This is a genomic window from Pseudomonas sp. EA_65y_Pfl2_P78 (assembly GCF_963970495.1).
GTDB classification, from domain to species: Bacteria; Pseudomonadota; Gammaproteobacteria; order Pseudomonadales; family Pseudomonadaceae; genus Aquipseudomonas; species Aquipseudomonas baetica_A.
In genome coordinates, this window is the sequence record NZ_CAXAON010000043.1 from 1 (window position 1) to 24,424 (window position 24,424).

At 59.6% G+C, this 24,424-nt stretch carries 22 protein-coding genes; 13 read left to right on the forward strand and 9 right to left on the reverse strand.

The genetic code is table 11. The features are described from left to right. The first annotated feature begins 188 nt into the window (after positions 1-188). Positions 189-602: an acyl-CoA thioesterase gene (locus AACY02_RS23745; protein ID WP_221729888.1), complete on the forward strand. Its 414-nt coding sequence runs from the start codon at positions 189-191 to the stop codon at positions 600-602. Between the two features lie 127 nt (positions 603-729). Here AACY02_RS23745 and AACY02_RS23750 read toward each other — a convergent pair whose 3' ends face one another. After that, a complete protein-coding gene (locus AACY02_RS23750) occupies positions 730-2,538 on the reverse strand; it encodes a cation:proton antiporter (protein WP_339434030.1) in 1,809 nt (602 codons plus the stop codon). 107 nt (positions 2,539-2,645) lie between these two features. On the opposite strand from AACY02_RS23750, the gene xerD reads away from it, so the two are divergent. The 7 genes from xerD to AACY02_RS23785 all read left to right on the forward strand — a co-directional run bounded on the left by xerD (position 2,646) and on the right by AACY02_RS23785 (position 9,859). Continuing rightward, positions 2,646-3,542, forward strand: coding sequence for a site-specific tyrosine recombinase XerD (gene xerD / locus AACY02_RS23755; RefSeq protein WP_339434031.1), 897 nt, complete (start codon positions 2,646-2,648; stop codon positions 3,540-3,542). 173 nt (positions 3,543-3,715) lie between these two features. Continuing rightward, positions 3,716-4,447 carry a bifunctional protein-disulfide isomerase/oxidoreductase DsbC gene (gene dsbC / locus AACY02_RS23760; protein WP_339434032.1) on the forward strand — a complete coding sequence of 244 codons (732 nt, stop codon included), beginning with the start codon at positions 3,716-3,718 and terminating at the stop codon, positions 4,445-4,447. 131 nt (positions 4,448-4,578) lie between these two features. Continuing rightward, complete coding sequence (locus tag AACY02_RS23765; protein ID WP_221729884.1) at positions 4,579-5,883, forward strand: homoserine dehydrogenase; 1,305 nt, start codon at positions 4,579-4,581, stop codon at positions 5,881-5,883. Positions 5,884-5,985: 102 nt separating this feature from the next. Next, positions 5,986-7,395 (forward strand): threonine synthase, encoded by a 1,410-nt coding sequence (gene thrC / locus AACY02_RS23770; RefSeq protein ID WP_339434033.1) that lies wholly within the window; start codon positions 5,986-5,988, stop codon positions 7,393-7,395. Between the two features lie 119 nt (positions 7,396-7,514). Further along, positions 7,515-8,888 (forward strand): transporter substrate-binding domain-containing protein, encoded by a 1,374-nt coding sequence (locus AACY02_RS23775; RefSeq protein WP_339434034.1) that lies wholly within the window; start codon positions 7,515-7,517, stop codon positions 8,886-8,888. 117 nt (positions 8,889-9,005) lie between these two features. Beyond that, a complete protein-coding gene (locus AACY02_RS23780; protein WP_221729881.1) occupies positions 9,006-9,413 on the forward strand; it encodes a response regulator in 408 nt (135 codons plus the stop codon). 164 nt (positions 9,414-9,577) lie between these two features. Further along, positions 9,578-9,859 carry a DUF3509 domain-containing protein gene (locus tag AACY02_RS23785; protein ID WP_221729880.1) on the forward strand — a complete coding sequence of 94 codons (282 nt, stop codon included), beginning with the start codon at positions 9,578-9,580 and terminating at the stop codon, positions 9,857-9,859. A 173-nt stretch (positions 9,860-10,032) separates the two neighbouring features. Here AACY02_RS23785 and AACY02_RS23790 read toward each other — a convergent pair whose 3' ends face one another. Both AACY02_RS23790 and AACY02_RS23795 read right to left on the reverse strand, forming a co-directional pair. After that, positions 10,033-10,986, reverse strand: a complete 954-nt coding sequence (locus tag AACY02_RS23790; protein WP_339434035.1) for a TIGR02285 family protein — start codon at positions 10,984-10,986, stop codon at positions 10,033-10,035. Continuing rightward, positions 10,940-12,139: a CaiB/BaiF CoA transferase family protein gene (locus AACY02_RS23795; RefSeq protein ID WP_339434036.1), complete on the reverse strand. Its 1,200-nt coding sequence runs from the start codon at positions 12,137-12,139 to the stop codon at positions 10,940-10,942. The genes AACY02_RS23790 and AACY02_RS23795 overlap by 47 nt, the downstream gene beginning before the upstream one ends. A 146-nt stretch (positions 12,140-12,285) precedes the next feature. Here AACY02_RS23795 and AACY02_RS23800 point away from each other — a divergent pair, with 146 nt between their 5' ends. The 3 genes from AACY02_RS23800 to AACY02_RS23810 all read left to right on the forward strand — a co-directional run bounded on the left by AACY02_RS23800 (position 12,286) and on the right by AACY02_RS23810 (position 15,964). Beyond that, positions 12,286-12,828, forward strand: a complete 543-nt coding sequence (locus AACY02_RS23800; protein WP_007908961.1) for a YaeQ family protein — start codon at positions 12,286-12,288, stop codon at positions 12,826-12,828. A gap of 55 nt (positions 12,829-12,883) precedes the next feature. After that, the gene (recJ, locus tag AACY02_RS23805) at positions 12,884-14,593 is read left to right on the forward strand and encodes a single-stranded-DNA-specific exonuclease RecJ (RefSeq protein ID WP_339434037.1); all 1,710 of its coding nucleotides are present in this window, start codon (positions 12,884-12,886) and stop codon (positions 14,591-14,593) included. A gap of 264 nt (positions 14,594-14,857) precedes the next feature. Next, the gene (locus AACY02_RS23810) at positions 14,858-15,964 is read left to right on the forward strand and encodes an NADH:flavin oxidoreductase/NADH oxidase (RefSeq protein WP_339434038.1); all 1,107 of its coding nucleotides are present in this window, start codon (positions 14,858-14,860) and stop codon (positions 15,962-15,964) included. 112 nt (positions 15,965-16,076) lie between these two features. On the opposite strand, the gene AACY02_RS23815 is transcribed toward AACY02_RS23810, so the two are convergent. Then, positions 16,077-17,705 carry a glucan biosynthesis protein D gene (locus AACY02_RS23815; protein WP_339434039.1) on the reverse strand — a complete coding sequence of 543 codons (1,629 nt, stop codon included), beginning with the start codon at positions 17,703-17,705 and terminating at the stop codon, positions 16,077-16,079. A 404-nt stretch (positions 17,706-18,109) separates the two neighbouring features. On the opposite strand from AACY02_RS23815, the gene AACY02_RS23820 reads away from it, so the two are divergent. Beyond that, the gene (locus AACY02_RS23820; protein WP_221729874.1) at positions 18,110-18,295 is read left to right on the forward strand and encodes a hypothetical protein; all 186 of its coding nucleotides are present in this window, start codon (positions 18,110-18,112) and stop codon (positions 18,293-18,295) included. 60 nt (positions 18,296-18,355) lie between these two features. On the opposite strand, the gene AACY02_RS23825 is transcribed toward AACY02_RS23820, so the two are convergent. Further along, positions 18,356-18,868: a BRO-N domain-containing protein gene (locus AACY02_RS23825; RefSeq protein WP_339434040.1), complete on the reverse strand. Its 513-nt coding sequence runs from the start codon at positions 18,866-18,868 to the stop codon at positions 18,356-18,358. Between the two features lie 436 nt (positions 18,869-19,304). Between AACY02_RS23825 and AACY02_RS23830 the strand changes: the two genes are divergently transcribed. Beyond that, on the forward strand, positions 19,305-19,448 hold the full coding sequence (locus tag AACY02_RS23830; RefSeq protein WP_339434041.1) for a hypothetical protein: 144 nt from the start codon (positions 19,305-19,307) through the stop codon (positions 19,446-19,448). 17 nt (positions 19,449-19,465) lie between these two features. Here the strand turns inward: AACY02_RS23830 and AACY02_RS23835 are convergent, their stop codons facing one another. The 4 genes from AACY02_RS23835 to AACY02_RS23850 form a co-directional block, all read right to left on the reverse strand. Beyond that, the gene (locus tag AACY02_RS23835) at positions 19,466-20,950 is read right to left on the reverse strand and encodes an APC family permease (protein WP_339434042.1); all 1,485 of its coding nucleotides are present in this window, start codon (positions 20,948-20,950) and stop codon (positions 19,466-19,468) included. A gap of 157 nt (positions 20,951-21,107) precedes the next feature. Beyond that, positions 21,108-22,532: a gamma-aminobutyraldehyde dehydrogenase gene (locus AACY02_RS23840; RefSeq protein ID WP_339434043.1), complete on the reverse strand. Its 1,425-nt coding sequence runs from the start codon at positions 22,530-22,532 to the stop codon at positions 21,108-21,110. Positions 22,533-22,688: 156 nt separating this feature from the next. Then, complete coding sequence (locus tag AACY02_RS23845; RefSeq protein WP_003222021.1) at positions 22,689-23,498, reverse strand: ABC transporter permease; 810 nt, start codon at positions 23,496-23,498, stop codon at positions 22,689-22,691. Further along, positions 23,488-24,423, reverse strand: a complete 936-nt coding sequence (locus tag AACY02_RS23850) for an ABC transporter permease (RefSeq protein WP_339434044.1) — start codon at positions 24,421-24,423, stop codon at positions 23,488-23,490. The genes AACY02_RS23845 and AACY02_RS23850 overlap by 11 nt, the downstream gene beginning before the upstream one ends. Between the last annotated feature and the right edge of the window lies 1 nt (position 24,424).

Sequence of the window (24,424 nt, forward strand, 5' to 3'; positions counted from 1 at the left end):
GCCCGCCAGTTGATGGCGCTAATGGGCTGAAAGGCCTTTTTTCGTCTGTTGCCCGCACAAAAACAAACGCCCCGAACAAGTCGGGGCGTTTTGTTGGGCCTTCATCAGTGTGTTTTCACACAGTCTGTACGGGCTGCTTTTTTGTTGTCTGCAATTTATCCACAGCATTTTTATTTCAGGCCATAACCATGACCCCCCGTGACCAGGAAATCGAACGCCGTACCGAGCTCTCGGTGACCCGTGTAACCAAAGCCGTGTTCCCGCCGACCACCAACCACCACAACACCCTGTTCGGCGGCACCGCGCTGGCGTGGATGGACGAGGTGTCGTTCATCACCGCCACGCGTTTTTGCCGTTTGCCGCTGGTGACGGTGTCTACTGACCGCATCGACTTCAATCATGCAATCCCGGCCGGTTCCATCGTCGAACTGGTGGGGCGAGTAATCAAGGTCGGTAACACCAGCCTCAAGGTCGAGGTGGAAGTGTTTGTGGAAAGCATGAGTTGTGACGGGCGCGAGAAGGCTATCCATGGGCAGTTCAGCTTTGTCGCCATCGATGATGACAAACGACCGGTGCCGGTGCTGCCGGGGTTTGCGGCCTGATCCACTTCCGAGCCGCGCCATTCGCGAGCAAGCCCGCTCCCTCACTGGATCGAGGTCTCCTGTGGGGGCAGGCTTGAACTGGATCGAGGTTTCTTGTGGGAGCGGGCTTGCTCGCGAATGCGTCAGGTCAGGCGCCGCTGGTTAAAGGCTGGATCAACGCCAGCAGCGTCCACCCCGATCCCGGCTTCAAAGCGGTCTCTGGCGTCACCACATGCACCCATCCGCTGTCATCGCGCATGAACAACAGCGTGGCGCGCTTGCCATGCAGCGCACGGTAATCCTCCCAGCCAAAGCCATCCGTCAGCGTGGTGCTATACAGCTCGGCCCCCTGACCCATCTGGCCGGCCAGTTTGGCGTAGGTCAGTGCCTCGCTGCCCAGTTGATTGCCGCGATGCTCAAGACTGGCGCGATGCTTGTCGCTGCGACGGCTTTCCTGACCGCTGGCCAGGCCAAACAGGCGCTGATGCCCGAAGTCATGGCGAAAGCGCATGGCTGCCAGCGTGTTGAGTTCGCCCGACGGCGACAGTGCCAGCAAATGCCCCAGGCCAACCAGATCCAGATGCGCATCGGCATGCTGCGAAGCCGGATTACCGAAGTACGTCGGCAAACCCTCCATGCGCGCGGCACGGATGTTTTCCCAGCCTGAATCGGTCAGCAACACTCGGCTGCCCAATTGTTGCAACGACTTGCCCAACGCCCGGGCCGGCCCATTGGCGCCGACGATCAGGAAACCACTGGGTGCCGGCTCTGCGACGTTGAGCAAACGCGCCAACGGTCGCGCCGTTGCGCTTTGCAGCACGACGGTGCCGATGATCACCGCGAAGGTCAGTGGCACCAGCAACAGTGCACCTTCATGCCCGGCTTCATCCAGGCGAATCGCGAAAATCGCCGACACTGCCGCCGCGACAATCCCGCGTGGGGCGATCCAGCACAGCAATGCCCGCTCACGCCAGTTCAGGCTAGATCCCACGGTGCTCAGCACAACGTTCAAAGGTCGGGCGATCAACTGGATGACCAGCAGCAGGATCAGCACCAGCGGCCCGAGCCCGATCAAGGCGTTCAAGTCCAGCCTTGCGGCGAGCAGAATGAACAGCCCGGAAATCAGCAACACGCTGAGGTTTTCCTTGAAGTGCAGGATGTGCCGTACATCCACGCCTTTCATGTTGGCCAGCCACATGCCCATTAATGTCACCGCCAGCAGGCCGGACTCATGCATCACCTCGTTGGAGACAATGAAAATTCCCAGCACCGCCGCCAGCGAAGCGAGGTTGTGCAGGTACTCCGGCAGCCATTGCCGCCGAATGACCGTGCCGAGCAACCAGCCTCCGGCAACCCCGAACGCCGCGCCGCAGGCAATCACCCCGCCAAAGGTGAACAGGCTCTGCTTGAGGCCATGGCCTTCGGCACTGGCAATGATGAAGCTGTAGACCACCACGGCGAGGAGGGCGCCGATCGGATCAATGACGATGCCTTCCCAGCGCAGAATGTTGGCGATCGAGGCTTTGGGCCGCACCACTCGCAGCATTGGCACAATCACCGTGGGGCCCGTGACCAGCGTCAGGCTGCCGAAGAGGATCGCCAGCATCCAGTCGAAGCCGAGCAAAAAGTGAGTGGCGAGCGCAATGACAATCCATGTCGAGAGGGCGCCGAGAGTCACCAGTCGATGGACGACGCTGCCGATTTCCTTCCATTCCGACAGGTGCAGCGTCAGGCTGCCCTCGAACAGGATCAGCGCCACGGCCAGCGATACCAGTGGCATCAGCAGCGGCCCGAACATTTCTTGCGGATCGAGCCACCCCAATACCGGGCCGACCAGAATGCCGGTCAGCAACAGAAACAGAATCGCCGGCAGCTTCAGGCGCCACGCCAGCCATTGGCAACCTAGCGCCGCTGCGCCTATCCCGCCAAATGCCAATAGAATTTGCTGCTCGTTCATTGATGCTCCCTGTTCCTTGAAATTGCGGGCTATGAAAGACTAGCGCCCATTCCTACCGTTCACTCTACATTTGCGCGCAGTCGTTGAACTGTGTGCCTTGAGCGCCCATGCCTGCCATCGACCATCCACTGATTGACCAATTCCTCGACGCCTTGTGGCTGGAGAAGGGCCTGTCCGACAACACCCGTGGCGCCTATCGTAGCGACCTTGCGCTGTTCAATGGCTGGTTGCAGGAGAAAAACCTGGAGCTGATCAACGCCGGCCGTGAGTTGATCCTCGATCATCTCGCCTGGCGTCTGGAGCAAAACTACAAACCGCGATCCACTGCGAGATTTCTCTCCGGCGTACGTGGGTTTTATCGTTATCTGCTGCGCGAAAAGCTGATCACAGTCGATCCGACATTGCGCGTCGACATGCCGCAACTCGGCAGGCCGCTGCCCAAATCCTTGTCGGAAGCCGACGTTGAGGCATTGCTCAAAGCACCGGATCTGAGCGAAGCCATCGGTCAGCGTGACCGCGCCATGCTGGAAGTCCTGTATGCCTGCGGCCTGCGGGTAACCGAGCTGATCAGCCTGACCCTGGAGCAGGTCAACTTGCGCCAAGGCGTATTAAGGGTGATGGGCAAGGGCAGCAAAGAGCGGCTGGTGCCGATGGGCGAGGAGGCGATTGTCTGGGTCGAGCGCTATATGCGTGACGGGCGTGCAGAACTGCTCGGCGGGCGCCCCAGCGATGTGCTGTTTCCCAGCCAGCGCGGTGAGCAGATGACCCGGCAGACGTTCTGGCACCGGATCAAACATCAGGCCAAGGTCGCCGGGATCGGCAAATCGCTGTCGCCGCACACCTTGCGGCACGCGTTCGCCACGCACCTGCTCAACCACGGCGCGGATTTGCGCGTGGTGCAGATGTTGCTCGGTCACAGTGATCTGTCGACCACCCAGATCTACACTCATGTGGCGCGGGCACGGTTGCAGGATCTGCATGCCAAACACCACCCGCGTGGCTGAACAAACAATCGATGTGCAAGCAATTGCATCCGCCTGTGCGTCTGGCGACAGGCGCATTCGGCCACCGTGACCTTATGTGTTAGGCTTTGCCGGTTTGCACGATGGACGGTTATGACCCGGTGTTCCGGCCCGGGCGTTCTGACCGTTCCATTTGTCCGCCCTCAGGAGTTCTCATGCGTCTGACCCAGATTTTCGCCGCCGCCGCCATTGCGTTGGTCAGCACCTTTGCCGTCGCCGATGATGCGGCTGACAAAGCCATTCGTAAAAGCCTGGAAAACCTCCAGCTCGATGTTCCGGTAGACAGCATTTCCGCGAGCCCTCTGCCTGGCATGTATGAAGTCAAGCTCAAAGGCAGCCGTGTGCTGTACGCCAGTGCCGATGGCCAGTACATCGTTCAGGGCTACCTGTTTCAGCTCAAGGACGGCAAACCGGTCAACCTGACCGAGAAGACCGAGCGCCTGGGCATCTCCAAACTGATCAACGCCATTCCGGTGGCTGAAACCGTGGTTTACCCGGCCGTGGGCGAGACCAAATCGCACATCACCGTGTTCACTGACACCACTTGCCCTTACTGCCACAAGCTGCACGCCGAAGTGCCCGAGCTGAACAAGCGCGGCATCGAAGTGCGTTATGTCGCGTTCCCGCGTCAGGGCCTGGGCTCGCCGGGTGATGAGCAACTGCAAGCCGTGTGGTGCTCCAAAGACAAGAAAGCGGCCATGGACAAAATGGTCGATGGCAAGGAAATCAAGGCCGCCAAGTGCGCGAACCCGGTTTCCAGACAGTTCGCCCTCGGTCAGTCGATCGGCGTGAACGGTACACCGGCCATCGTTTTGGCCGATGGGCAAGTCATTCCGGGCTATCAGCCTGCGCCACAAGTCGCCAAACTGGCGCTGGGCGCGAAGTAATTCGCATCGTCACGGTCAGCCTTTGACGATCATGGTCCGGTAGCCGCATCGCCGGGCCATTAATAGAGAGCCGCGAGCACGCGGTTGTTTTCCGGCCGACCCTGAGTCGGCCGTTTCATGGGGAGTTCACAGTGAATCCGGTCAAAGTAGGCATCTGTGGGTTAGGGACCGTCGGTGGCGGTACCTTCAACGTACTTCAGCGCAACGCCGAGGAAATTGCTCGTCGTGCCGGGCGTGGGATCGAAGTGGCACAAATTGCCATGCGCACGCCAAAGCCTCAGTTCCAGACGACCGGTATTGCGATTACCAACGATGTCTTCGAAGTGGCCACGAACCCTGAGATCGACATCGTCATAGAGCTGATGGGCGGCTATACCGTTGCCCGCGAGCTGGTACTCAAGGCCATCGAGAATGGCAAGCATGTGGTCACCGCGAACAAGGCACTGATTGCCGTTCACGGTAATGAAATTTTCGCCAGGGCACGCGAGAAAGGCGTGATCGTGGCGTTTGAAGCCGCGGTGGCCGGTGGCATTCCGGTGATCAAGGCGATCCGTGAAGGCCTGTCCGCCAACCGCATCAATTGGGTGGCCGGGATCATCAACGGCACCGGCAACTTCATCCTCACCGAAATGCGCGAGAAGGGCCGTACGTTTGAAGACGTATTGGCCGAAGCTCAGGCGCTGGGTTACGCCGAAGCCGATCCGACCTTCGACGTCGAAGGCATCGACGCCGCGCACAAGCTGACCATTCTGGCTTCCATTGCGTTTGGCATTCCGCTGCAGTTCGACAAGGCTTACACCGAAGGCATTACCAAGCTGACCACCGCTGACGTCAACTACGCCGAAGCACTGGGCTACCGCATCAAGCACCTCGGCGTGGCGCGCAGTACGGCTGCGGGCATCGAGTTGCGCGTACACCCGACGCTGATCCCGGCCGATCGCCTGATCGCCAACGTCAACGGCGTGATGAACGCGGTGATGGTCAACGGTGATGCTGCCGGTTCGACCTTGTTCTACGGCGCCGGTGCCGGCATGGAGCCAACGGCCTCTTCGGTCATCGCCGACCTGGTGGACGTGGTTCGCGCCATGACCAGCGACCCGGAGAACCGCGTCCCGCATCTGGCCTTCCAGCCAGACTCGCTGTCGGCCCATCCGATCCTGCCGATCGAAGCCTGTGAAAGCGCTTACTACTTGCGCATACAAGCCAAGGATCACCCGGGCGTACTGGCTCAGGTGGCGAGCATTCTGTCGGAGCGTGGCATCAACATCGAGTCGATCATGCAGAAGGAAGTCGAAGAGCAGGACGGTCTGGTGCCGATGATCCTGCTGACCCACCGCGTGGTCGAGCAGCGCATCAATGATGCGATCGCAGCCCTGGAAGCCCTGGCCGGCGTCAACGGTCCGGTTATGCGGATCCGCGTCGAACACTTGAATTAACAGCAGCAAGCTTCAAACTTCAAGCTGCAAGTAAAAGCAGAGGCGCTTTTCACTTGTAGCTTGAAGCTCACCGCTTGTAGCCCAAACCGAAGGTTTGCCCTTATGCGTTACATCAGTACCCGCGGCCAGGCACCGGCCCTGAATTTCGAAGACGTCCTGCTGGCTGGTCTTGCCACCGACGGTGGTCTGTACGTCCCGGAAAACCTGCCACGTTTTACCCAGGAAGAAATCGCTTCCTGGGCTGGCCTGCCGTATCACGAGCTGGCCTTTCGCGTCATGCGCCCGTTTGTAACCGGCAGCATTCCTGACGCCGATTTCAAAAGGATTCTTGAACAAACCTACGGTGTGTTCTCGCACAGCGCCGTCGCGCCGCTGCGTCAGCTCAACGGCAACGAATGGGTCATGGAGCTGTTCCACGGCCCGACCCTGGCGTTCAAAGACTTCGCCTTGCAACTGCTCGGTCGTCTGCTCGACTACGTGCTTGAAAAGCGCGGCGAGCGTGTAGTCATCGTCGGCGCCACCTCCGGTGACACCGGTTCGGCCGCCATCGAAGGCTGCAAACACTGCGAAAATGTCGACATCTTCATCCTGCACCCGCACAACCGTGTGTCCGAAGTGCAGCGTCGCCAGATGACCACGATTTTCGGTGAGAACATCCACAACATCGCCATCGAAGGCAACTTCGATGACTGCCAGGAAATGGTCAAAGCCAGTTTCGCCGACCAGAGCTTCCTCAAGGGCACGCGCCTGGTGGCGGTGAACTCGATCAACTGGGCGCGGATCATGGCCCAGATCGTTTACTACTTTCACGCTGCCCTGCAGTTGGGTGGCCCTGCGCGTTCGGTATCGTTCTCGGTGCCGACCGGCAACTTCGGCGACATCTTCGCCGGTTACCTGGCGCGCAACATGGGCTTGCCGATCAATCAGTTGATCGTCGCCACCAACCGCAATGACATCCTGCACCGCTTCATGAGCGGCAATCAGTACGTCAAGCAAACCCTGCACGCCACGTTGTCGCCGTCGATGGACATCATGGTGTCGTCGAACTTCGAACGCCTGCTGTTCGACCTGCACGGTCGCAACGGTGTAGCGATTGCCGGTTTGATGGATTCGTTCAAGCAGGGCGGTGGTTTCAGCGTCGAGCAAGAGCGCTGGACCGAAGCACGCAAACTGTTCGATTCGCTGGCCGTGGACGATGCCCAAACCTGCGAAACCATCGCCGAAGTCTATGCGCAGACCGGCGAACTGCTGGACCCGCACACCGCCATTGGCGTGAAGGCCGCACGCGAATGCCGTCGCAGCCTCGACATCCCGATGGTGATCCTGGGCACGGCGCATCCGGTGAAATTCCCGGACGCGGTAGAGAAAGCGGGTGTAGGAAAAGCGCTCGAACTACCTGCACACCTTTCTGATTTGTTTGAGCGAAACGAACGCTGCACCGTTCTGCCAAACGAGCTGAAAGCCGTGCAGGCCTTTGTCAGCCAGCATGGCAACCGCGGCAAGCCGCTTTAAACCTGCAAAGCTGTCACATTTTGAAGCCCGTCTCCTGACGGGCTTTTTTGTTTCTGCTGCCACACTGCTCGGGTTTTCACCCTCGAAGGACGGGTGAGTCGATCACGAAGGAAGTGGCAATGCTGTTTTATAGAGGTTTGAAACCGGCACTGGGCTGGTTGTGCTTGTTCGGATTGCTGGGAGTGATGCACGGCAGTGTGGCCGCGCAATTGGCGTTGCACGATGACGCGGTGGGCCTCAACGTTCAGCCCATCGAACTGGACGCACATGAGCGCCAGTGGATTCGCGATAACCCCACGGTGACGGTCGCGTCGGTGCAGTACCCGTTGTATCTGTTTCAGGATGAGCATGGTCAGTGGAGCGGCTTGAACAACGATGTGCTCAAACGCGTCACGGCGATGACCGGGTTGCAGTTTGTGCATCATGAGTCGTTTTCCACGGATCACATGCTTGAGCGCCTCGAGAGCGGGGCGGCGGACATCAGCACAACGCTGGCCGTAAGCGACGAACGCAAGGCGTTTCTTGATTTCAGTCACGCATTCGGCGGCGCGGGCTGGGTATTTGTCGGGCGCGCCGGGGCACCCTCGGTGGAGTCCCTGGAGCAACTGGCCAAGCGAGTGGTGGTGCTGCCCGCCAGGCATGCACTGGAAGACGTGATCCGACGTGATTACCCTTCAATCGAAATCCGCTCGGTCAAAACCTACGCCGAAGCACGGGCATTGGTCGAGAGCGGCGAGGCCTACGCGACGATCGAAAACGAGATCGGTGCACAGCTTTATCCGTTGGGGTTGCTCAAGGTCGGTGCACTGGTGGAAGGCAAATGGGAGGCTGATCATCTGGCGGTACGCAAGGGCATGCCGGAACTTTTGAGTATTCTCAACAAGGCATTGGAGGCGTTCCCCCCTGCCGAGTTACGCGCCATTCGCCTCAAATGGCTGGAGGGTATTTCGCCGGCGCCCATACCGTCGGTGTGGCAGCGGATGATCGAATGGGGCTGCTGGGTGATGGGTGGGCTGGGTGTTTTCGGCCTGTTGTCGCTGGTATGGAATCGGCGCCTGACGGCGGTGATCAAACAGCGCAGCGAGGCGGAAAAGGTGCTGGGCGATCAACTGGCGTTTCAGCGCGCGCTGATTGATTCCATGCCTGATCCGATGTTTGTCCGAGATCTGCACGGTCGACTGATCATGTGCAACCGCAGCTACGAGGAGGCTCTTTCGGTTCGGCTGGATCAGGTGCAGGGGCGTTTGCTGATCGAGATCGATGTGTTGCCCGAAGCGACCGCCCTGATGCTGCACGACGAGTTCATCGTGCAACTGAGCACACGCAAGTCGCGCTTCAGTAAACGCCAACTGCAATTCAAGAATGGCCCGCGCGAGGTCTATCAGTGGACCGTGCCGTTCTACAGTGCCGACGGCCAGTTGCGTGGACTGCTGGGCGGCTGGACCGACATCACCCAGCGTAGGACGGAGAGCGGGTGCCGATGTCTGCAGTGAAGATGGGAAACTTCCTATAAGACGCGGCTACTTTTCCTATGGGAGGCTTAAGACGGCTGCCCTAGAGTGAGCGACAACTGCGGTGAGAGTCCGCGATTGTCGTTCCGGAGGTCGCCCATGCGCTCGCTTAAAGTTCTGATTCTTGAACCCAATCCGTTTCAGCTGATGGCATTGCATCAAATGCTCAATGCCATCGGCATCTATGACGTACTGACCGCACCGTCCCTGGCGTCGGCCCTGTGTTCGCTGGGCCACCGCGGCGTGGTCGATATTGCCATTTGCGATCCGCAACTCAAGGGCGGCGATGGCCTGGCTCTGATTCAGCATCTGGCGGTACAGCGTGAAGCCCGTGCGCTGATCCTGCTGGGGGCGGTCGCGCCGAGTCTGCTGAGCGATCTCGAGCCGTTGCTGCGCGAGCATCGGTTGCGATTATTGGGGCGCTTGCAAACGCCGGTCTCGGCAGTGCTGATGAGAGGTTTGCTGGACGGCTACCTGATCGCTGCTTCGCAGCCTGTCGGGGTCTGAAGGGCACGGTTATTTTTCTGTCATCTTCACCGTGCATGCTCTGACAGACCGGTGACGCTGCAGTGCTTGCGACCGGCATGCAGAACTTTCTTCTCGGGCCGGTGGTCATTTACTGTGGACACGCCCCAGACACAATGTTTTCGGACTATTGAGTGGAGATCGAGATGGAAAGTATCAGTCTATTGCTCGGTGAGGCTCTGAGCCCGTATCAGGTTTCGTTGTCTCCAAGCGGTGCCCAGGGTGAATGCCTGGTGACCTTGAAGAACAGCAGCGGCGCCATTGTCGTGGAACGCCCATTCAATCAGGCACAACTGACCGACAAGCGTCAGTTGACCGATGTCGTCGATGGTTTGCACCGTGACGTCCTGATTGCCGAAGGGCGCCTGGAGCCCTGCGTGATCGCGGCCTTGCGCAATGCGGCGCTGGACAAGCGTGCGGCGCTCTGAAAATGAAATGTCTCTTGTGGGAAACTTCCTGCATCTCTGTCAGTCAGACCTCGTAACAGCAGGATCAAGCATTGTGCTCCGGTGCTTGTCGCTTGCTGCTACGGGTCTTTATTACGGGCCACGTTTAACCCCGAGTCGTCTCCCCACTTCTCGGGGTTTCTTTTGTCTGCCGTTTACTGCGCGGCCTGCTGTTCGAAGAACAGCCGTACCTGTTCCAGATAATCGGCCTGTTGCTTGGGGTCAAGCCACGCGGCGTACAGCCGATTGAGATGTTCGTGGGGCAGGGTGCGTAGCAGTTGGTTGATCTCGCCGATGGCCTGACGCCCCATCGTGGTGTCGGAACAGGCGATATAACCTGAGAGATATTTTCCGACGCCCTGGATCGGATAAAACTCCAGCTCATCTTCGGCAATCTGCGCCTGCTTCGCCTGATAGCGGATTTCCGGCCAGTAACCCAGCACCACCTGCAACCGGCCCAGACGCTGCATCGACAGCAGATTGGCCAGCGCATCATTGCCGTAATGCGCAGTCAGCGCGCCGCTGGGCGCTTGATGCAGGATAGTGTCGAGAAACTCGCCGTAGCTGCGTTCGGCGACAACGCCGACCTTCCTGTTGCCATTCGCGAGTAGCGCAGACAGATCAACCTCGCCATTCACCAGATAGGGTTCAAGCACCGCCCGATCCTGCCGACGAACCACCAGACCATTGCTCACCGCGCGAATCGCAGGGATCGAATACGCAACCGACTGCGCGCGTACCTGGTTCCATATCAGCGCGGGGTCACAGGCGAAAGGGTTGTCATGGAGCATCTGCAAGCCACGGGCGCGATTGACCCGCATCAGCGTATGTTCGTATTGCGGCATGCCAGCGATCAGCATCGGCAGCAACTGATCGATCACCCCCTGGCCCTTTTTCGGACCTTCGAAAATGGTCATCGGTGGCAAGTCGCGCAGTAACCAGATCAGCGTAGGTTTTGCCTGCGCCCAAGCGGGCAGGGTCAGCAGAAACAACAGACCGAACAGGCGCCACGTCCATCCGTGGCGGGAGCGGTTGGCGTCCGATGCCTGTCGGTGCTTCAGCTTAAATGGCTCCGTCTTCGCGCAGTTGGGCGATCTGCTTTTCGTCATAGCCAAGATCGTGGAGTACCTGCGCATTGTGTTCACCGAGTTGCGGTCCGACCCATTCGGAGGAGCCCGGTGTCTCTGAGAGTTTGGGCACGATACCCGGCATCTTGAAAGATTTGCCGTCCGGCAGTTTGGCAGACAGGAACATTTCCCGAGCCAGGTACTGCGGATCACTGAACATGTCTTCGGCACTGAAGATCCGGCTGACCGGTACGTCAGCCTGATAGAGCAGGTCGAGCACCGATTGCAGCGGCAGCGAATTGACCCAGCGATCGATCACGCCATACAACTCGTCGCGGCGATTGTCGCGACCGTCGTTGCTGGCCAGTGTCGGGTCATTGGCCAGATCTTCACGGCCGATGATCAGCATGAAGCGCTTGAAGATTGCATCGCCATTGGCGCCGATCTGCACATGTTTGCCGTCGGCGCTGGTGTGGATCGACGACGGCGTGATGCCGGGCATGATGTTGCCGGTGCGTTCACGGATAAAACCGAACACATCGAACTCCGGCACCATGCTTTCCATCATGGCGAAGATCGCTTCGTACAGTGCCACATCGACCACTTGGCCGAGCCCGCCGTTGACCTCACGATGACGCAGCGCCATCAACGCGCCGATCACGCCCCACAGCGCGGCAATCGAGTCGCCGATGGAGATGCCGGTACGCACCGGCGGCCGATCCTCGAAACCGGTGATGTAGCGCAACCCCCCCATGGATTCGCCGACGGCGCCGAACCCCGGCTGATCCTTCATCGGCCCGGTCTGGCCGAAGCCGGAGAGGCGCACCATCACCAGTTTCGGGTTCAACGCGTGCAGGATGTCCCAGCTCAGACCGAGTTTTTCCAGCACACCGGGGCGAAAGTTTTCGATCAGGATGTCGGCTTCACTGAGCAGTTTTTTCAGGATCGCCAAGCCATCGGGATGCTTGAGGTTGAGGGTCAGCGACTTCTTGTTGCGCGCCTGAACGAACCACCACAACGAGGTGCCCTCGTACAACTTTCGCCATTTGCGCAACGGATCACCGCCGTCCGGCGATTCGATCTTGATGACTTCGGCACCGAACTCGCCGCAAATACGCGAGGCAAACGGCCCGGCAATCAATGTACCCAGTTCGATGACTTTCACGCCGCTGAGCGGCTTGTTGGTAAACGGCATGCTGAATCCTGTAGGACAAGGTTGAGCGGATACAGCGTTTTAGCATAGCCGGCTGTCAGGCGCCGCAGGTTGATCGCCATCAATTCGATGATTGCCTACCGCATCGGTTAGACTTGCCGACTTTCCTCGTATCAAGAAGCCCGTTCATGGCCCAGCCTTCGACCACTTACAAGTTTGAACTGAACCTCACCGACCTCGACCGCAGCGTCTACGAGAGCGTCAAGCAGACCATCGCCCGTCACCCTTCGGAAACCGAAGAGCGCATGACTGTGCGGCTGCTGGCCTACGCCCTCTGGTACAACGAGCAGTTGTCGTTTGGCCGTGGTCTGTCAGACGTGGATGAACCTGCGCTGTGGGAAAAGAGCCTGGACGATCGTGTTCTGCACTGGATCGAAGTCGGCCAGCCCGACGCCGACCGTTTGACCTGGTGCTCGCGTCGCACCGAACGCACCAGCCTGCTGGCCTACGGCAGCCTGCGCGTGTGGGAAACCAAGGTGATCCCGGCGATCAAGAACCTTAAAAACGTCAACATTGCCGCCGTCCCGCAAGAAGTGCTGGAAACCCTGGCCAAGGACATGCCCCGCGTCATCAAGTGGGACGTGATGATCAGCGAAGGGACGATTTTCGTCACCGACGATCGCGGTCAACACGAAGTCCAGTTGCAATGGCTGCAAGGTGAGCGCGGCTGATCCTGCGTTGTCATCTGATTAATCCCACGTATTCAAGAGAAGTCTCCGTCACCCCATGCGTATCGAACCTCGTCAACTGCCTGCCACTCTGCCTTTTCTCGGTGACCTGCCGCCGCTGCTGACCCGCTTGTATGCGGCGCGGGGCGTGCAATCCGAGGCGGAACTGGACAAGAGTCTGGCACGGTTGATTCCGTTCCAGAAACTCAAGGGCATCGATGCGGCAGTCGATCTGCTGGTGACAGCGCTGGAGCAACGCCAGCGCATCCTCATCGTCGGTGATTTCGACGCGGACGGCGCCACGGCCAGCACGGTGGGTATGCTCGGTCTGCGACTGCTGGGTGCTGCTCATGTCGATTATCTGGTGCCGAATCGCTTTGAATACGGTTACGGCCTGACCCCGGAAATCGTCGAAGTTGCCATGACTCGCGAGCCGCAGTTGCTGATCACCGTCGACAACGGCATTTCCAGCGTTGAAGGCGTGGCCGCTGCCAAGCGTCATGGGCTCAAAGTGCTGATCACCGACCACCACTTGCCCGGCGATGAACTGCCGCTGGCCGATGCGCTGGTCAATCCCAACCAGCCAGGCTGCGAGTTCCCGAGCAAGGCGCTGGCCGGTGTCGGGGTGATTTTCTATGTGTTGATGGCGTTGCGCGCGCGCCTGCGCAGCCTCGGCTGGTACGAAAGCAAGCCGCAGCCGAACATCGGCGAGTTGCTTGATCTGGTCGCGTTGGGCAGTGTCGCCGACGTTGTCCCATTGGACGCCAACAACCGGATTCTGGTGCATCAGGGTCTGGAGCGGATTCGCGCCGGGCGTGCGCGGCCGGGGATCAAAGCGATCCTTGAAGTGGCCAAGCGTGACGCGGCTCGCATCACCTCCACGGATCTGGGTTTCATCGTCGGCCCGCGCCTGAACGCCGCCGGGCGCCTGGATGACATGAGCCTGGGCATCGAATGCCTGCTCACCGCCGACGCCAACATGGCCCGCGAAATGGCCGCGCAACTGGACGGTATGAACCAGGATCGCAAAACCATCGAGCAAGGCATGCAGCGCGAAGCGCTGGCCCAGTTGAAGGACTTGCCCGTTGAGTCGATGCCGTTCGGTCTGTGCCTGTTTGATCCGGAGTGGCACCAGGGCGTCATCGGCATCCTCGCCTCACGGATGAAAGAGCGTTATTTCCGTCCGACCATCGCCTTCGCCGATGCTGGCGATGGTTTGCTCAAGGGCTCGGGGCGTTCAGTGCAAGGCTTCCATATTCGTGATGCCTTGAGCGTGGTTGCAGCGCAGCATCCAAACCTGATTGCCAAATACGGCGGCCACGCAATGGCAGCCGGCCTGACCTTGCCGCAGGAGAATTTTCCGTTGTTCGCTGAGGCATTTGACGCCGAAGTGCGTAGGCAACTTCGCGAAGAAGACCTCACCGGGCGCATGTTGTCGGACGGCACGCTGGCGGTTGAAGAATTCCACCTTGAGCTGGCCCGCGCCCTGCGCCATGCCGGGCCTTGGGGTCAGCACTTTCCGGAGCCACTGTTTCACGGTGTATTCCAGTTGGTCGAGCAGCGGGTCGTCGGTGAGCGACACTTGAAAGTGGTACTCAAAAGCGAGTGCGGCTCGGTGAAACTCGACGGCATCGCCTTCGGTATCGACCGCGACATCTGGCCGAATCCGACGATCAAATGGGTCGAACTGGCTTACAAGCTCGACGTTAACGAGTTTCGTGGCAATGAGACCGTGCAACTGATGATTGCCCACATCGAACCGCGCTGACCCCTTCGCGAGCAAAGTCGCTCCCACAGGTCCGGTGTTTTCCTGGTGGAGCGAGCTTGCTCGCGAAGGCGGACTTTCCCACACGGAATGACTCTGAACCCTCCCGCATCCCCGGTTGTCGACTAGGCTCTAAGCACTGCTTGATTGGCCTTGTGACGTCTTGTCGTTTTTTGCCCGCGGGGGCGGGTGCTGCATCTCTTCCTGTCACTCGACGACTATTCAAACAGAACCCTGGAGCCTGCCCACTGATTTGAGAGGTGCCCCATGAGTCTGCTGCTTGAACCCTTTACTCTGCGCCAACTGACCCTGCCCAACCGCATCGCCGTGTCGCCCATGTGCCAATACTCCTGCGTCGACGGTCTGGCCAACGACTGGCACCTCGTACACCTTGGCAGCCGCGCCGTGGGTGGCGCCGGGCTGGTGTTCACCGAAGCCACGGCGGTGACGGCCGACGGTCGGATCACCGCCCAAGACCTTGGCCTGTGGAATGACGAACAGATCGAACCACTGCAACGTATCACTCGTTTCATCACCTCGCAGGGCGCGGTCGCCGGCATTCAACTGGCTCACGCCGGGCGCAAGGCCAGCACCCATCGACCCTGGATCGGCCAGCACGGCAGCGTCAAACCGGATGATGGCGGCTGGACACCGGTCGGGCCGTCGCCGATTGCCTTTGATCCGCAGCACACGCAACCCAAACAGCTCGATGAAGGGCAGATCGCCGAAGTCATCCAAGCCTTTGTCGATGCCGCAGAACGCGCGCTGACAGCGGGTTTCAGTGTGGTTGAGGTTCACGCCGCGCACGGTTATCTGCTGCACCAGTTCCTGTCGCCGCTGAGTAATCAACGGCGCGATCAGTACGGCGGCTCGTTCGAAAACCGGATTCGTCTGGTGCTGCAAGTCACTGAAGCGGTACGGGCAGTCTGGCCAGAGGAACTGCCAGTGTTTGTCCGTGTGTCGGCCACCGATTGGGTTGAGGACGGCTGGAACCCTGACGAAACCGTTGAGCTGGCGCGGCGTCTTAAAGCATTGGGTGTGGACCTGATCGACGTTTCCTCGGGTGGCACGGCAGCCAACGCCGAGATTCCTGTCGGGCCGGGTTATCAGACGCGCTTCGCCGAACGCGTGCGCAAAGAGTCAGGCATCGCCACTGGCACTGTGGGAATGATTACCGAACCTGCGCAGGCCGAGCACATTCTGCGTACCTGCCAGGCCGACATCATCTTCCTCGCCCGCGAGTTGCTGCGTGATCCGTACTGGCCGTTGCACGCCGATGATGATCTGGGCGGACGCAAAGCGGTGTGGCCGGCGCAGTATCAGCGTGCGACCCATCGTGATCAGCCGATTCATGAGTCTGATTTGCGCGATTGAGTGCGTCGCTGACATGCAAAAAGCCCCGGCCAGTGAGGGTCGGGGCTTTGTTTTTTCTGTTGGCGGCTGTTTTGCCAGTGCTGCCGTCTTCGCGAGCAGGCGCCTCAAACCCTCAAGGATACTTACGCTTGTCCGGCGCCGGCGGGAAGTACTGGTACAGCCAGGTCTCACTCAACGTGCGGTCATTGGTACGAATGAACAACCGCAGTTCCACGGGCTCCACGCTGTCGTTGGTCGGGTACCAGTCGAACAGGATCCGGTAACCCTTGATGTCATCGAGCACCAACACGCTGAAGTCCTGCACCTTGCCGTTGGAGCAGGTGATGACCGGTTCGATCCCGGTGCCCTGCGGCAGGCGATCCAGACCGCCACCAGTGAAATCCACGGCGAAACGGCGCGCCCAGACCGGCGGATAATGCTCGCCCGGTGCCCAGCCTTCAGTGAATCCGCCCATCCCGGAACGGGTCGCCTGCACCCGCGCCAACGGCGTGCTGACCGGTGGCAGGGCACTCCAGTAAAGCTTGTAGCCGTAGTTCAGCGAATCACCGGCGGCCACCGGTTTCTTCGGCGTCCAGAACGCGACGATGTTGTCGAGGGTCTCGCCGGTGGTAGGGATTTCCAACAGATCGATAGAGCCTTCGCCCCATGCGGTCGTCGGTTCGACCCACAGGCTCGGACGTTTGCTGTACCAGTCGACGGTGTCCTGATAGTTGGCGAATTCATGGTCGGTTTGTACCAGACCAAAACCTTTAGGGTCCGTGTCTGCAAATGCGTTGAACTGCAGCGTCGCCGGGTTGTTCAGCGGACGGCAGATCCACTCGCCGTTGCCGCGCCACATCGCCAGGCGATCCGAGTCATGGATTTGCGGGTGGATGGTGTCGCACATGCGGCGCTCGTGGGTGCCGCAACTGAACATGCTGGTCATCGGCGAAATGCCCAATTGTTCGATGGCCGTGCGTGCGTTGATATGCGCGTCGATTTCCATCACCACGCGTTCGGCCTGGCAATCGATGTCGAAGCGATAGGCGCCGGTCGCGCTCGGCGAGTCGAGCAGGGCATAAACCACAAAATGCGTGGCGTTCTGATCCGGTGTCTCGAACCAGAACTGGGTGAAGTCAGGGAATTCTTCGCGCTTCCTGGCATAGGTGTCGATCGCCAGACCACGCGCCGAGAGGCCATATTGGCCAGTCGCGTCGACTGCACGGAAATAGCTGGCGCCCAGGAACGACAGCACGTCATGACGATCCAGTTCCGGCGCCTTGAACAGCTTGAAGCCGGCGAACCCCAAATCGCCCTTGAGCTGCTGAGTGTCGACCGAAGTGTTCTCGTAGTTGAACAGCGCCGGGCGGAAATGCACCTCGCGGGCGGTACGGGTCTTCGGATCGACGCTGTGCATGCGCACCGGTTGGCGAAAACCCATGCCGACGTGGAAGAACTGCACGTCCAGTTGACCCTTGTTCTCCTTCCACAACGAATGCTCGCCGTCGTAGCGGATCGCGTTGAAGTTTTGCGGGGTCATGGTCGCCAGCGTCGGCGGCAGCACCTGTTTGGTGTCCTGGTAGGCACTGCCGGCCAGTTGTTTGGCCTTGCGCTTCAGGGCTTGGAAATCGAAGGCTTGTGCGTCGCCATCAGCGACGTCACCGCTGGCGGCCCAGGCATTCGCCGCCAGCAGGCCTGAGGCTGAAAGACCGGTGTAAGCCGCAATGGCCATGGACGCTTTAAGCAAATTCCTGCGGTGCATAAATACAACCTGTCGTGTGCAATCCCGCGCCGTTCCTGGCACGTGCTGGATCAGAAAGTACGGTTCGGACAAGCCTTCGGCCAAACGCTGCGGACTATAAACAGATGCCGGCTAGCTTAAACCGTTCGATTGTCGAGCAAAAATGATTGATTACGAGGCTCAGTCTGGCAATGAAACAAGACATGTCGGTATTTTTTCCGACGGCACTTTCTGATTTACAGGGCATTTCTGCTTTTTTCGACTAATTACTCTAAAAAGCCCTTTTCAGCACCGATTAAATTTCTATTCTATGGACATGACCGGTCGCGAACCTTCAGACCGGTGGGGCACACGACGCTGCTGAAAGGGGCAGGGCGATGTGGTGGTTGAGCAGTTCTTTGACGTATTAGAGAAGGACATCGTCCATGGCAAAAATACAAGGCATCACTGACATGTTGGGCATCTTTCCCTGCCTTGGCAGCGGTCGCAAAAGGCGTAGGCTCAGCTCTGATGAGTTGAAACTGTTGGAGCGTTATCGGGAGCTTTCGGAGAGCGACCGGATCGCCATGCGGTATCTGGTGGATGCGATGAGGAGTGTTTCGCGGTTTTAACGTTGGGATAGCCTGTGGCGAGGGAGCAAGCGCCCTCGCCACAGTTTTTTTGGATGGATTTCAGCTACAGGTTCCCAAAACCGGATACGGCTGTTGGCCGTGCATCAACTCCGGCACGTCACGCCATTTGACCCACGCCTGCTGCTGCCAGTGAAGCAGAGGGACGGTGACCCCAGCCCAGTTAACCGAACTCAGGCTCGGGCCGTTCTGCACAGGCGTTGCCATGCTTTCGCGCAGCATCGGAATCACTTCATGGCTCAGCCATTGGCGCAGATTGCGGTTTTGCGGCACGAAGTGATGGACGAGCAGGGCGTACAGGCCGGACTCGCTGACCGTCGCGCAATCGACGATTTCGCCGTCCTTGCGCATGAGGACGTTGCGACGCTGGTCGGGATCGAGTTTCAGGGTGAGGCGTTCGTTCAGCGGATAACCCATCAGGCGACCGAGATCCTGGACGCAGAACCAGGCTTCGTGGTCTTGCATGAACGCGTGGAGGAAGCGGTTGTGGCGGGTGAAGACGGTGGGGGTGAAGTGCGGGTGGGTTTCAGGTGGATTTGGCGTGTGCTTAGGCATTTCTGACTCCATGTTGAAATGAGAGTCGCCACGAATCCTTCGACAGATTTTGGGTGGCGAACCGTGTGGCGTTCGAAGTCGGAACATTCTCGATCAACATGGAAGCCGAGAGGCCCGCACCACACGATCCGCCATAACGCGAAACTGAAAGGCAAAAAAGCCCCGGTCTCTATGGAGGACGCAGTTGCGCCAAGTTGATGATGTTCCGGCTTCGACCCCGGGCCGCTGATTTGGCAGCGACGGGACAAAGCCTATCGGTCAGGCGCTAGCGGCGCCAAGTCTACTCTGTCGACGCACGGCGTAGGAAATGGGGCTTTCTCCGGAAGGTTGTGTCTGTAGGAAATGCCTGTTTTTGCAGCTCTTGCTGCGAAACCATCCCTGTACCGAAGATTTTCCTTTATGAGTTAGCAACCGGGAAAACGGGAGAAGTAATTCTGTGAGCAAAGACGAAGCGAGAGGTAAAAAGAGAAAGGTGATCGATCTGGATCGCTTCGAAGCTGTCAGAGGTAAAGCGGAGATCAAATGGCGTACAGATGAATTGATGAGAGTGCTTCGGGGAGACCCCGGAATCAAATCTTGATTCCGGGGTGATTCTTCTTAGCGACTCACCTTCCAGGCATCCCCGGCCGGCGCCTTCCCATGGTCATACGGCTTGCCAATCCACATGTAAACCAGGCCCAAACCAATCACGATTACGGTGCTCAACACCATCGCGTAGTTCACATACCAAGCCGCATCCGGCGTGCGTGGCCAGGCCATGTTGATGATCGCGCCAACGCCATACACCAGTGCGCCGATATTCACCGGCCAGCCCCACACGCCGAGGGTGAATTTGCCGCTGGGTTTCCAGCCTTTCATCCGCGCATACAGGGCGGCCAGCACGATCATCTGGAACGCGAGGTAGATGCCGATGGCGGCGAAGCTGACGATGGTGGCCACGGCGTCTTGCAGGAAGAAGCCGAGGACGATGATCAGGGCGGGCAGGACGCCGGCCACGAACAGTGCAGCCACCGGCACCTGGGTCGTAGGAGAAAGCTTTTTCAGCAGTCGGCTGCCGATGACCATTTCATCGCGAGCGTAGGAGTACAGCAGACGGCTGGCTGCCGCTTGCAGGCTGATGACGCAGGAGATGAAGGAAATCATCACCACGCCCATCACCACTTTCGAACCGACCGGGCCGAAGGCGTTGTTGAGGATGGTGGTGACCGGGTCTTTGTCGGTGCCATTGATCACCGCTTGCATGTCCGGCACGGCGAGGATCAGCGCCAGGCAGGCGAACATTGCCGCGATGCCGCCGATGTAGATGGTCATGCGCATGGCCACCGGGATTTTCTTGCTCGGGTTCGGGGTTTCTTCGGCGACGTCGCCGCAGGCCTCGAAGCCGTAGTAGAGGAACATCCCCGCCAGCGATGCAGTGAGGAAGGCTGGCAGGTACGAGCCGTTGACGCTGATGTCGAAGGTGTTGAACAGCACGCTGAGCGGCTGGTGGCGTTCGAAGATCAGCAGGTACACGCCGACGATCACCGCGCCGACCAGTTCGCAGAGGAAGCCGAACATGGCGATGCGCGCCAGCACTTTGGTGCCACTGAGGTTGACCAGTGTGGCGAACAGGGTCAGCACCAGGGCGATGACGATGTTGGTGTTGTTGTTTGGCTCAAAGCCCATCATGGCGGCCAGGTACGGGCCGGCGCCGACCGCCACGGCGGCAATGGTCACGCACAGGGCGATGGAGTAGATCCAGCCGACCATCCACGCCCATTTCTTGCCCACCAAGCGGCGCGCCCATGGATAGACGCCGCCAGAGATCGGGAACTGCGACACCACTTCGCCGAAGATCAGGCACACCAGCAACTGACCGCAACCGACCAGCAAGTAGGCCCAGAACATCGGTGGCCCGCCTGCGGCCAGACACAGGCCGAACAGGGTATAAACCCCTACGACCGGTGACAGATAAGTGAAGCCCAGGGCGAAGTTTTCCCACAGGCTCATGCTGCGATTGAAGTTGGAGGTGTAGCCCAGTTGGCGCAGTTGTTCGGCATCGCTGTCGGCAACGGCGGCTGAGAGATAGGGTGATGCACTCATGTGTGTTTGCTCCGTGAAATCGGCAGATTTCGGATGGCCGAGGCCGTGGCGGGGCCTAAGGGCGCCGCCCGGTTCGGTAGTTATTGTTTTGGAGTCCTGGTGGTGCGTAGAGCCGGTTTCTGCCTTGAAGCCGGGGTGACGCGAAGCTTTTAAAGGCTTAGTGCTTGAACATCACATGCCGAACCGTGGTGTAGTCCTCCAGCCCATACATGGACATGTCCTTGCCGTAGCCAGACAATTTCTGACCGCCGTGAGGCATTTCGCTGACCAGCATGAAGTGCGTGTTCACCCAGGTGCAGCCGTACTGCAACCGCGCGGACATCCGATGCGCGCGTCCTACATCCGCAGTCCACACAGAGGACGCCAAGCCGTAGTCCGAATCGTTGGCCCACTCCAGCGCCTGCGCTTCATCAGTGAACTTGGTCACCGACACCACCGGCCCGAACACTTCGCGGCGGACGATTTCGTCGTCCTGCTGCGCATCGGCCAGCACGGTGGGTTCGAAGAAGAAACCATTGCCGTCCACAGACTTGCCACCCGTGATCAAACGGATGTGCGGTTGCGCCACGGCACGCTCGACGAAACCGGCGACGCGGTCGCGATGTTGCGCAGTGATCAGCGGCCCCAGTTCGGTGGACGGATCATCCTGCAAACCGTACTTGATGCTGCTGACGGCCGCGCCGAGCTTCTCCACAAACTTGTCATAAATGCCTTGCTGCGCGTAGATCCGGCAGGCCGCGGTGCAGTCCTGCCCGGCGTTGTAAAAGCCGAACGTACGGATGCCTTCAACCGCCGCATCGATATCGGCGTCGTCGAAGATGATCACCGGCGCCTTGCCGCCCAGTTCCATGTGCAGGCGTTTGACGCTGTCGGCGGTGCTGGAAATGATGTTCGAGCCGGTGGCGATGGAGCCAGTCAGCGAGACCATGCGCACTTTCGGATGAGTCACCAAAGGACTGCCAACGGTAGGCCCACGACCAAACACCAGATTGAGTACGCCGGCCGGGAAAATGTCCGACGCCAGTTCGGCCAAGCGTAACGCGGTCAGCGGGGTTTGTTCCGACGGCTTGAGCACCACGGTGTTACCGGCGGCCAGTGCCGGGGCGATTTTCCAGGCGACCATCATCAACGGGTAGTTCCACGGCGCGATGGAGGCGATTACGCCGACCGGGTCGCGACGGATCATTGAGGTGTGGCCGGGCAGGTATTCACCGCCGGCCGATCCGCTCATGCAACGACTGGCGCCGGCAAAGAAACGGAACACGTCGGCAATCGCCGGGATCTCGTCATTCAGCGCGGCGCTGTAGGGTTTGCCGCAGTTGTCGGACTCCAGTTTCGCCAACTCCTCACCGTGGGTTTCGATGGCGTCAGCGAGTTTGAGCAGCAGCAAGGAGCGGTCTTTCGGCGCGGTTTGCGACCACTCGGCAAAGGCGTTGTCGGCGGCACGCACGGCCGCATCGACCTGGGCTTCGCTGGCTTCGTTGATCTCCACCAGCACTTCACCGAGCGAAGGGTTGAGCACCGGTTGCGCCGGGCCTTCGCCGTTGACCAGTTGGCCGTTGATCAAGAGTTTGGTTTGCATGTTTTTGTCCTCTTTGAAGCCATTGTTATTTTTCAGAAGAAACCGGGTTCAACGGTGGCAGCGGGCTTGCTCGCGAAAGCAGTAAGGCAGCCAGCATCAATGTTGAATGTGCTGGCCTCTTCGCGAGCAAGCCCGCACCCACAGGGGGGGGGACGTTTACTTGCCGCCACTCCCCGCCACGCTTTCGCCACCTCGGGTCAGGTAATAGGCACCCAGGATCGGCAGCATGGTCACCATCATCACCAGCATGGCGACGACGTTGGTCACCGGCACATCCCGTGGCCGGCTCAGTTGATTGAGCAACCACAACGGCAGCGTGCGTTCATGCCCTGCGGTGAACGTGGTGACGATGATTTCGTCGAACGACAGCGCAAACGCGAGCATGCCGCCGGCCAGCAACGCCGAGCCGAGGTTCGGCAGGATGATGTAACGGAAGGTCTGCCAACCGTCGGCGCCCAGATCCATCGAGGCCTCGATCAAGCTGTGCGAAGTACGGCGCAGACGGGCGATGACGTTGTTGTAGACGATCACCACGCAGAAGGTCGCGTGGCCGACGATGATGGTGAACATCCCAGGCTCGATTCCCAGCGTTTTGAACGTCGCCAGCAACGCAATCCCGGTGATGATCCCCGGCAGCGCAATCGGCAGGATCAGCATCAGCGAGATGCCCTGTTTGCCGAAGAAATCACGCCGGTACAGCGCCGCCGACGCCAGCGTGCCAAGCACCATCGCGATCAACGTGGCGATGGCTGCAATCTGCAGCGATAGCTTGATGGCCTCCAGCACGTCCGGCCGCGAAAACGCCACACTGAACCAGTGCAGGGTGAAGCCCTTCGGTGGAAAGCTGAACGCGGCTTCTTCGGTGTTGAAGGCGTAAAGGAAGATGATCAGGATCGGGAAGTGCAGAAACACCAACCCGCCCCAGGCCGCGATGCGCAGACCCAGTGAAGCGCGCTCAGAGTGCATCGAAGGCCCCCAGTCGTTTGACGATGGACAGGTAAACCGCAATCAGAACGATGGGCACCAGAGTGAACGCCGCTGCCATCGGCATATTGCCAATCGCGCCTTGCTGCGCATACACCATGCTGCCGATGAAGTAGCCCGGCGGGCCCACCAGTTGCGGCACGATGAAATCGCCCAGCGTCAGCGAAAACGTAAAGATCGAACCCGCCGCAATCCCCGGAATCGACAGCGGCAAAATCACTTGCATAAACGTCTGGCGCGGCTTGGCGCCAAGGTCGGCAGACGCTTGCAACAGCGACGGCGGCAGACGTTCCAGCGAGGCCTGAATCGGCAGGATCATGAACGGCAGCCAGATGTAGACGAAGACCATGAACCGCCCCAGATTCGAGGTCGACAGGGTGCTGCCGCCCACGCCCGGTATGCCCAGAATGAATTGCAAAACCGGCTCCAGCCCCAAGTGCTGAACGAACCACTGCGCCACGCCCCCCTTGGCCAGCAACAGCGTCCATGCGTAAGCCTTGACGATGTAACTGGCCCACATCGGCATCATCACCGCGATGTAGAAAAACGCTTTGGTCTTGCCCGTGGTGTAACGCGCCATGTAGTAGGCAATCGGGAACGCGACGAGGGCGCTGGCCATCGACACGGCAATGGCCATGCTCAACGTGCGCAGAATGATGTCGAAGTTCGATGGCCGCAACAGCGCCGCAAAATTCGCCAGCGTCAGGTCCGGCGTCACCGCCATGGTGAAGTCGTCAAAGGTATAGAAACCCTGCCACAGCAGCACCAGCAGCGAGCCTAGATAGATCGCGCCGAACCACAGCAGCGGTGGCACCAGCAACATCAACAGGTACAGGTTGGGCTTGCGATAGAGCAGGTTGGAAAACCTGCGCAACGGTGGCGATGGAGTCGTCGCGAGCGTGCTCATC

Bases quoted from the DNA above. Each gene is read 5' to 3' on its own strand.
- AACY02_RS23795 (WP_339434036.1), bottom strand. From the start codon at position 12,139: ATGCCGTTTACCAACAAGCCGCTCAGCGGCGTGAAAGTCATCGAACTG.
- AACY02_RS23820 (WP_221729874.1), top strand. From the start codon at position 18,110: ATGGCAAAAATACAAGGCATCACTGACATGTTGGGCATCTTTCCCTGC.
- AACY02_RS23845 (WP_003222021.1), bottom strand. From the start codon at position 23,498: ATGCACTCTGAGCGCGCTTCACTGGGTCTGCGCATCGCGGCCTGGGGC.
- AACY02_RS23750 (WP_339434030.1), bottom strand. From the start codon at position 2,538: ATGAACGAGCAGCAAATTCTATTGGCATTTGGCGGGATAGGCGCAGCG.
- recJ (WP_339434037.1), top strand. From the start codon at position 12,884: ATGCGTATCGAACCTCGTCAACTGCCTGCCACTCTGCCTTTTCTCGGT.
- AACY02_RS23840 (WP_339434043.1), bottom strand. From the start codon at position 22,532: ATGCAAACCAAACTCTTGATCAACGGCCAACTGGTCAACGGCGAAGGC.
- AACY02_RS23810 (WP_339434038.1), top strand. From the start codon at position 14,858: ATGAGTCTGCTGCTTGAACCCTTTACTCTGCGCCAACTGACCCTGCCC.
- dsbC (WP_339434032.1), top strand. From the start codon at position 3,716: ATGCGTCTGACCCAGATTTTCGCCGCCGCCGCCATTGCGTTGGTCAGC.
- AACY02_RS23850 (WP_339434044.1), bottom strand. From the start codon at position 24,423: ATGAGCACGCTCGCGACGACTCCATCGCCACCGTTGCGCAGGTTTTCC.
- xerD (WP_339434031.1), top strand. From the start codon at position 2,646: ATGCCTGCCATCGACCATCCACTGATTGACCAATTCCTCGACGCCTTG.
- AACY02_RS23800 (WP_007908961.1), top strand. From the start codon at position 12,286: ATGGCCCAGCCTTCGACCACTTACAAGTTTGAACTGAACCTCACCGAC.
- thrC (WP_339434033.1), top strand. From the start codon at position 5,986: ATGCGTTACATCAGTACCCGCGGCCAGGCACCGGCCCTGAATTTCGAA.
- AACY02_RS23780 (WP_221729881.1), top strand. From the start codon at position 9,006: ATGCGCTCGCTTAAAGTTCTGATTCTTGAACCCAATCCGTTTCAGCTG.
- AACY02_RS23745 (WP_221729888.1), top strand. From the start codon at position 189: ATGACCCCCCGTGACCAGGAAATCGAACGCCGTACCGAGCTCTCGGTG.
- AACY02_RS23775 (WP_339434034.1), top strand. From the start codon at position 7,515: ATGCTGTTTTATAGAGGTTTGAAACCGGCACTGGGCTGGTTGTGCTTG.
- AACY02_RS23790 (WP_339434035.1), bottom strand. From the start codon at position 10,986: ATGACGAAAAGCAGATCGCCCAACTGCGCGAAGACGGAGCCATTTAAG.
- AACY02_RS23815 (WP_339434039.1), bottom strand. From the start codon at position 17,705: ATGCACCGCAGGAATTTGCTTAAAGCGTCCATGGCCATTGCGGCTTAC.
- AACY02_RS23825 (WP_339434040.1), bottom strand. From the start codon at position 18,868: ATGCCTAAGCACACGCCAAATCCACCTGAAACCCACCCGCACTTCACC.
- AACY02_RS23835 (WP_339434042.1), bottom strand. From the start codon at position 20,950: ATGAGTGCATCACCCTATCTCTCAGCCGCCGTTGCCGACAGCGATGCC.
- AACY02_RS23785 (WP_221729880.1), top strand. From the start codon at position 9,578: ATGGAAAGTATCAGTCTATTGCTCGGTGAGGCTCTGAGCCCGTATCAG.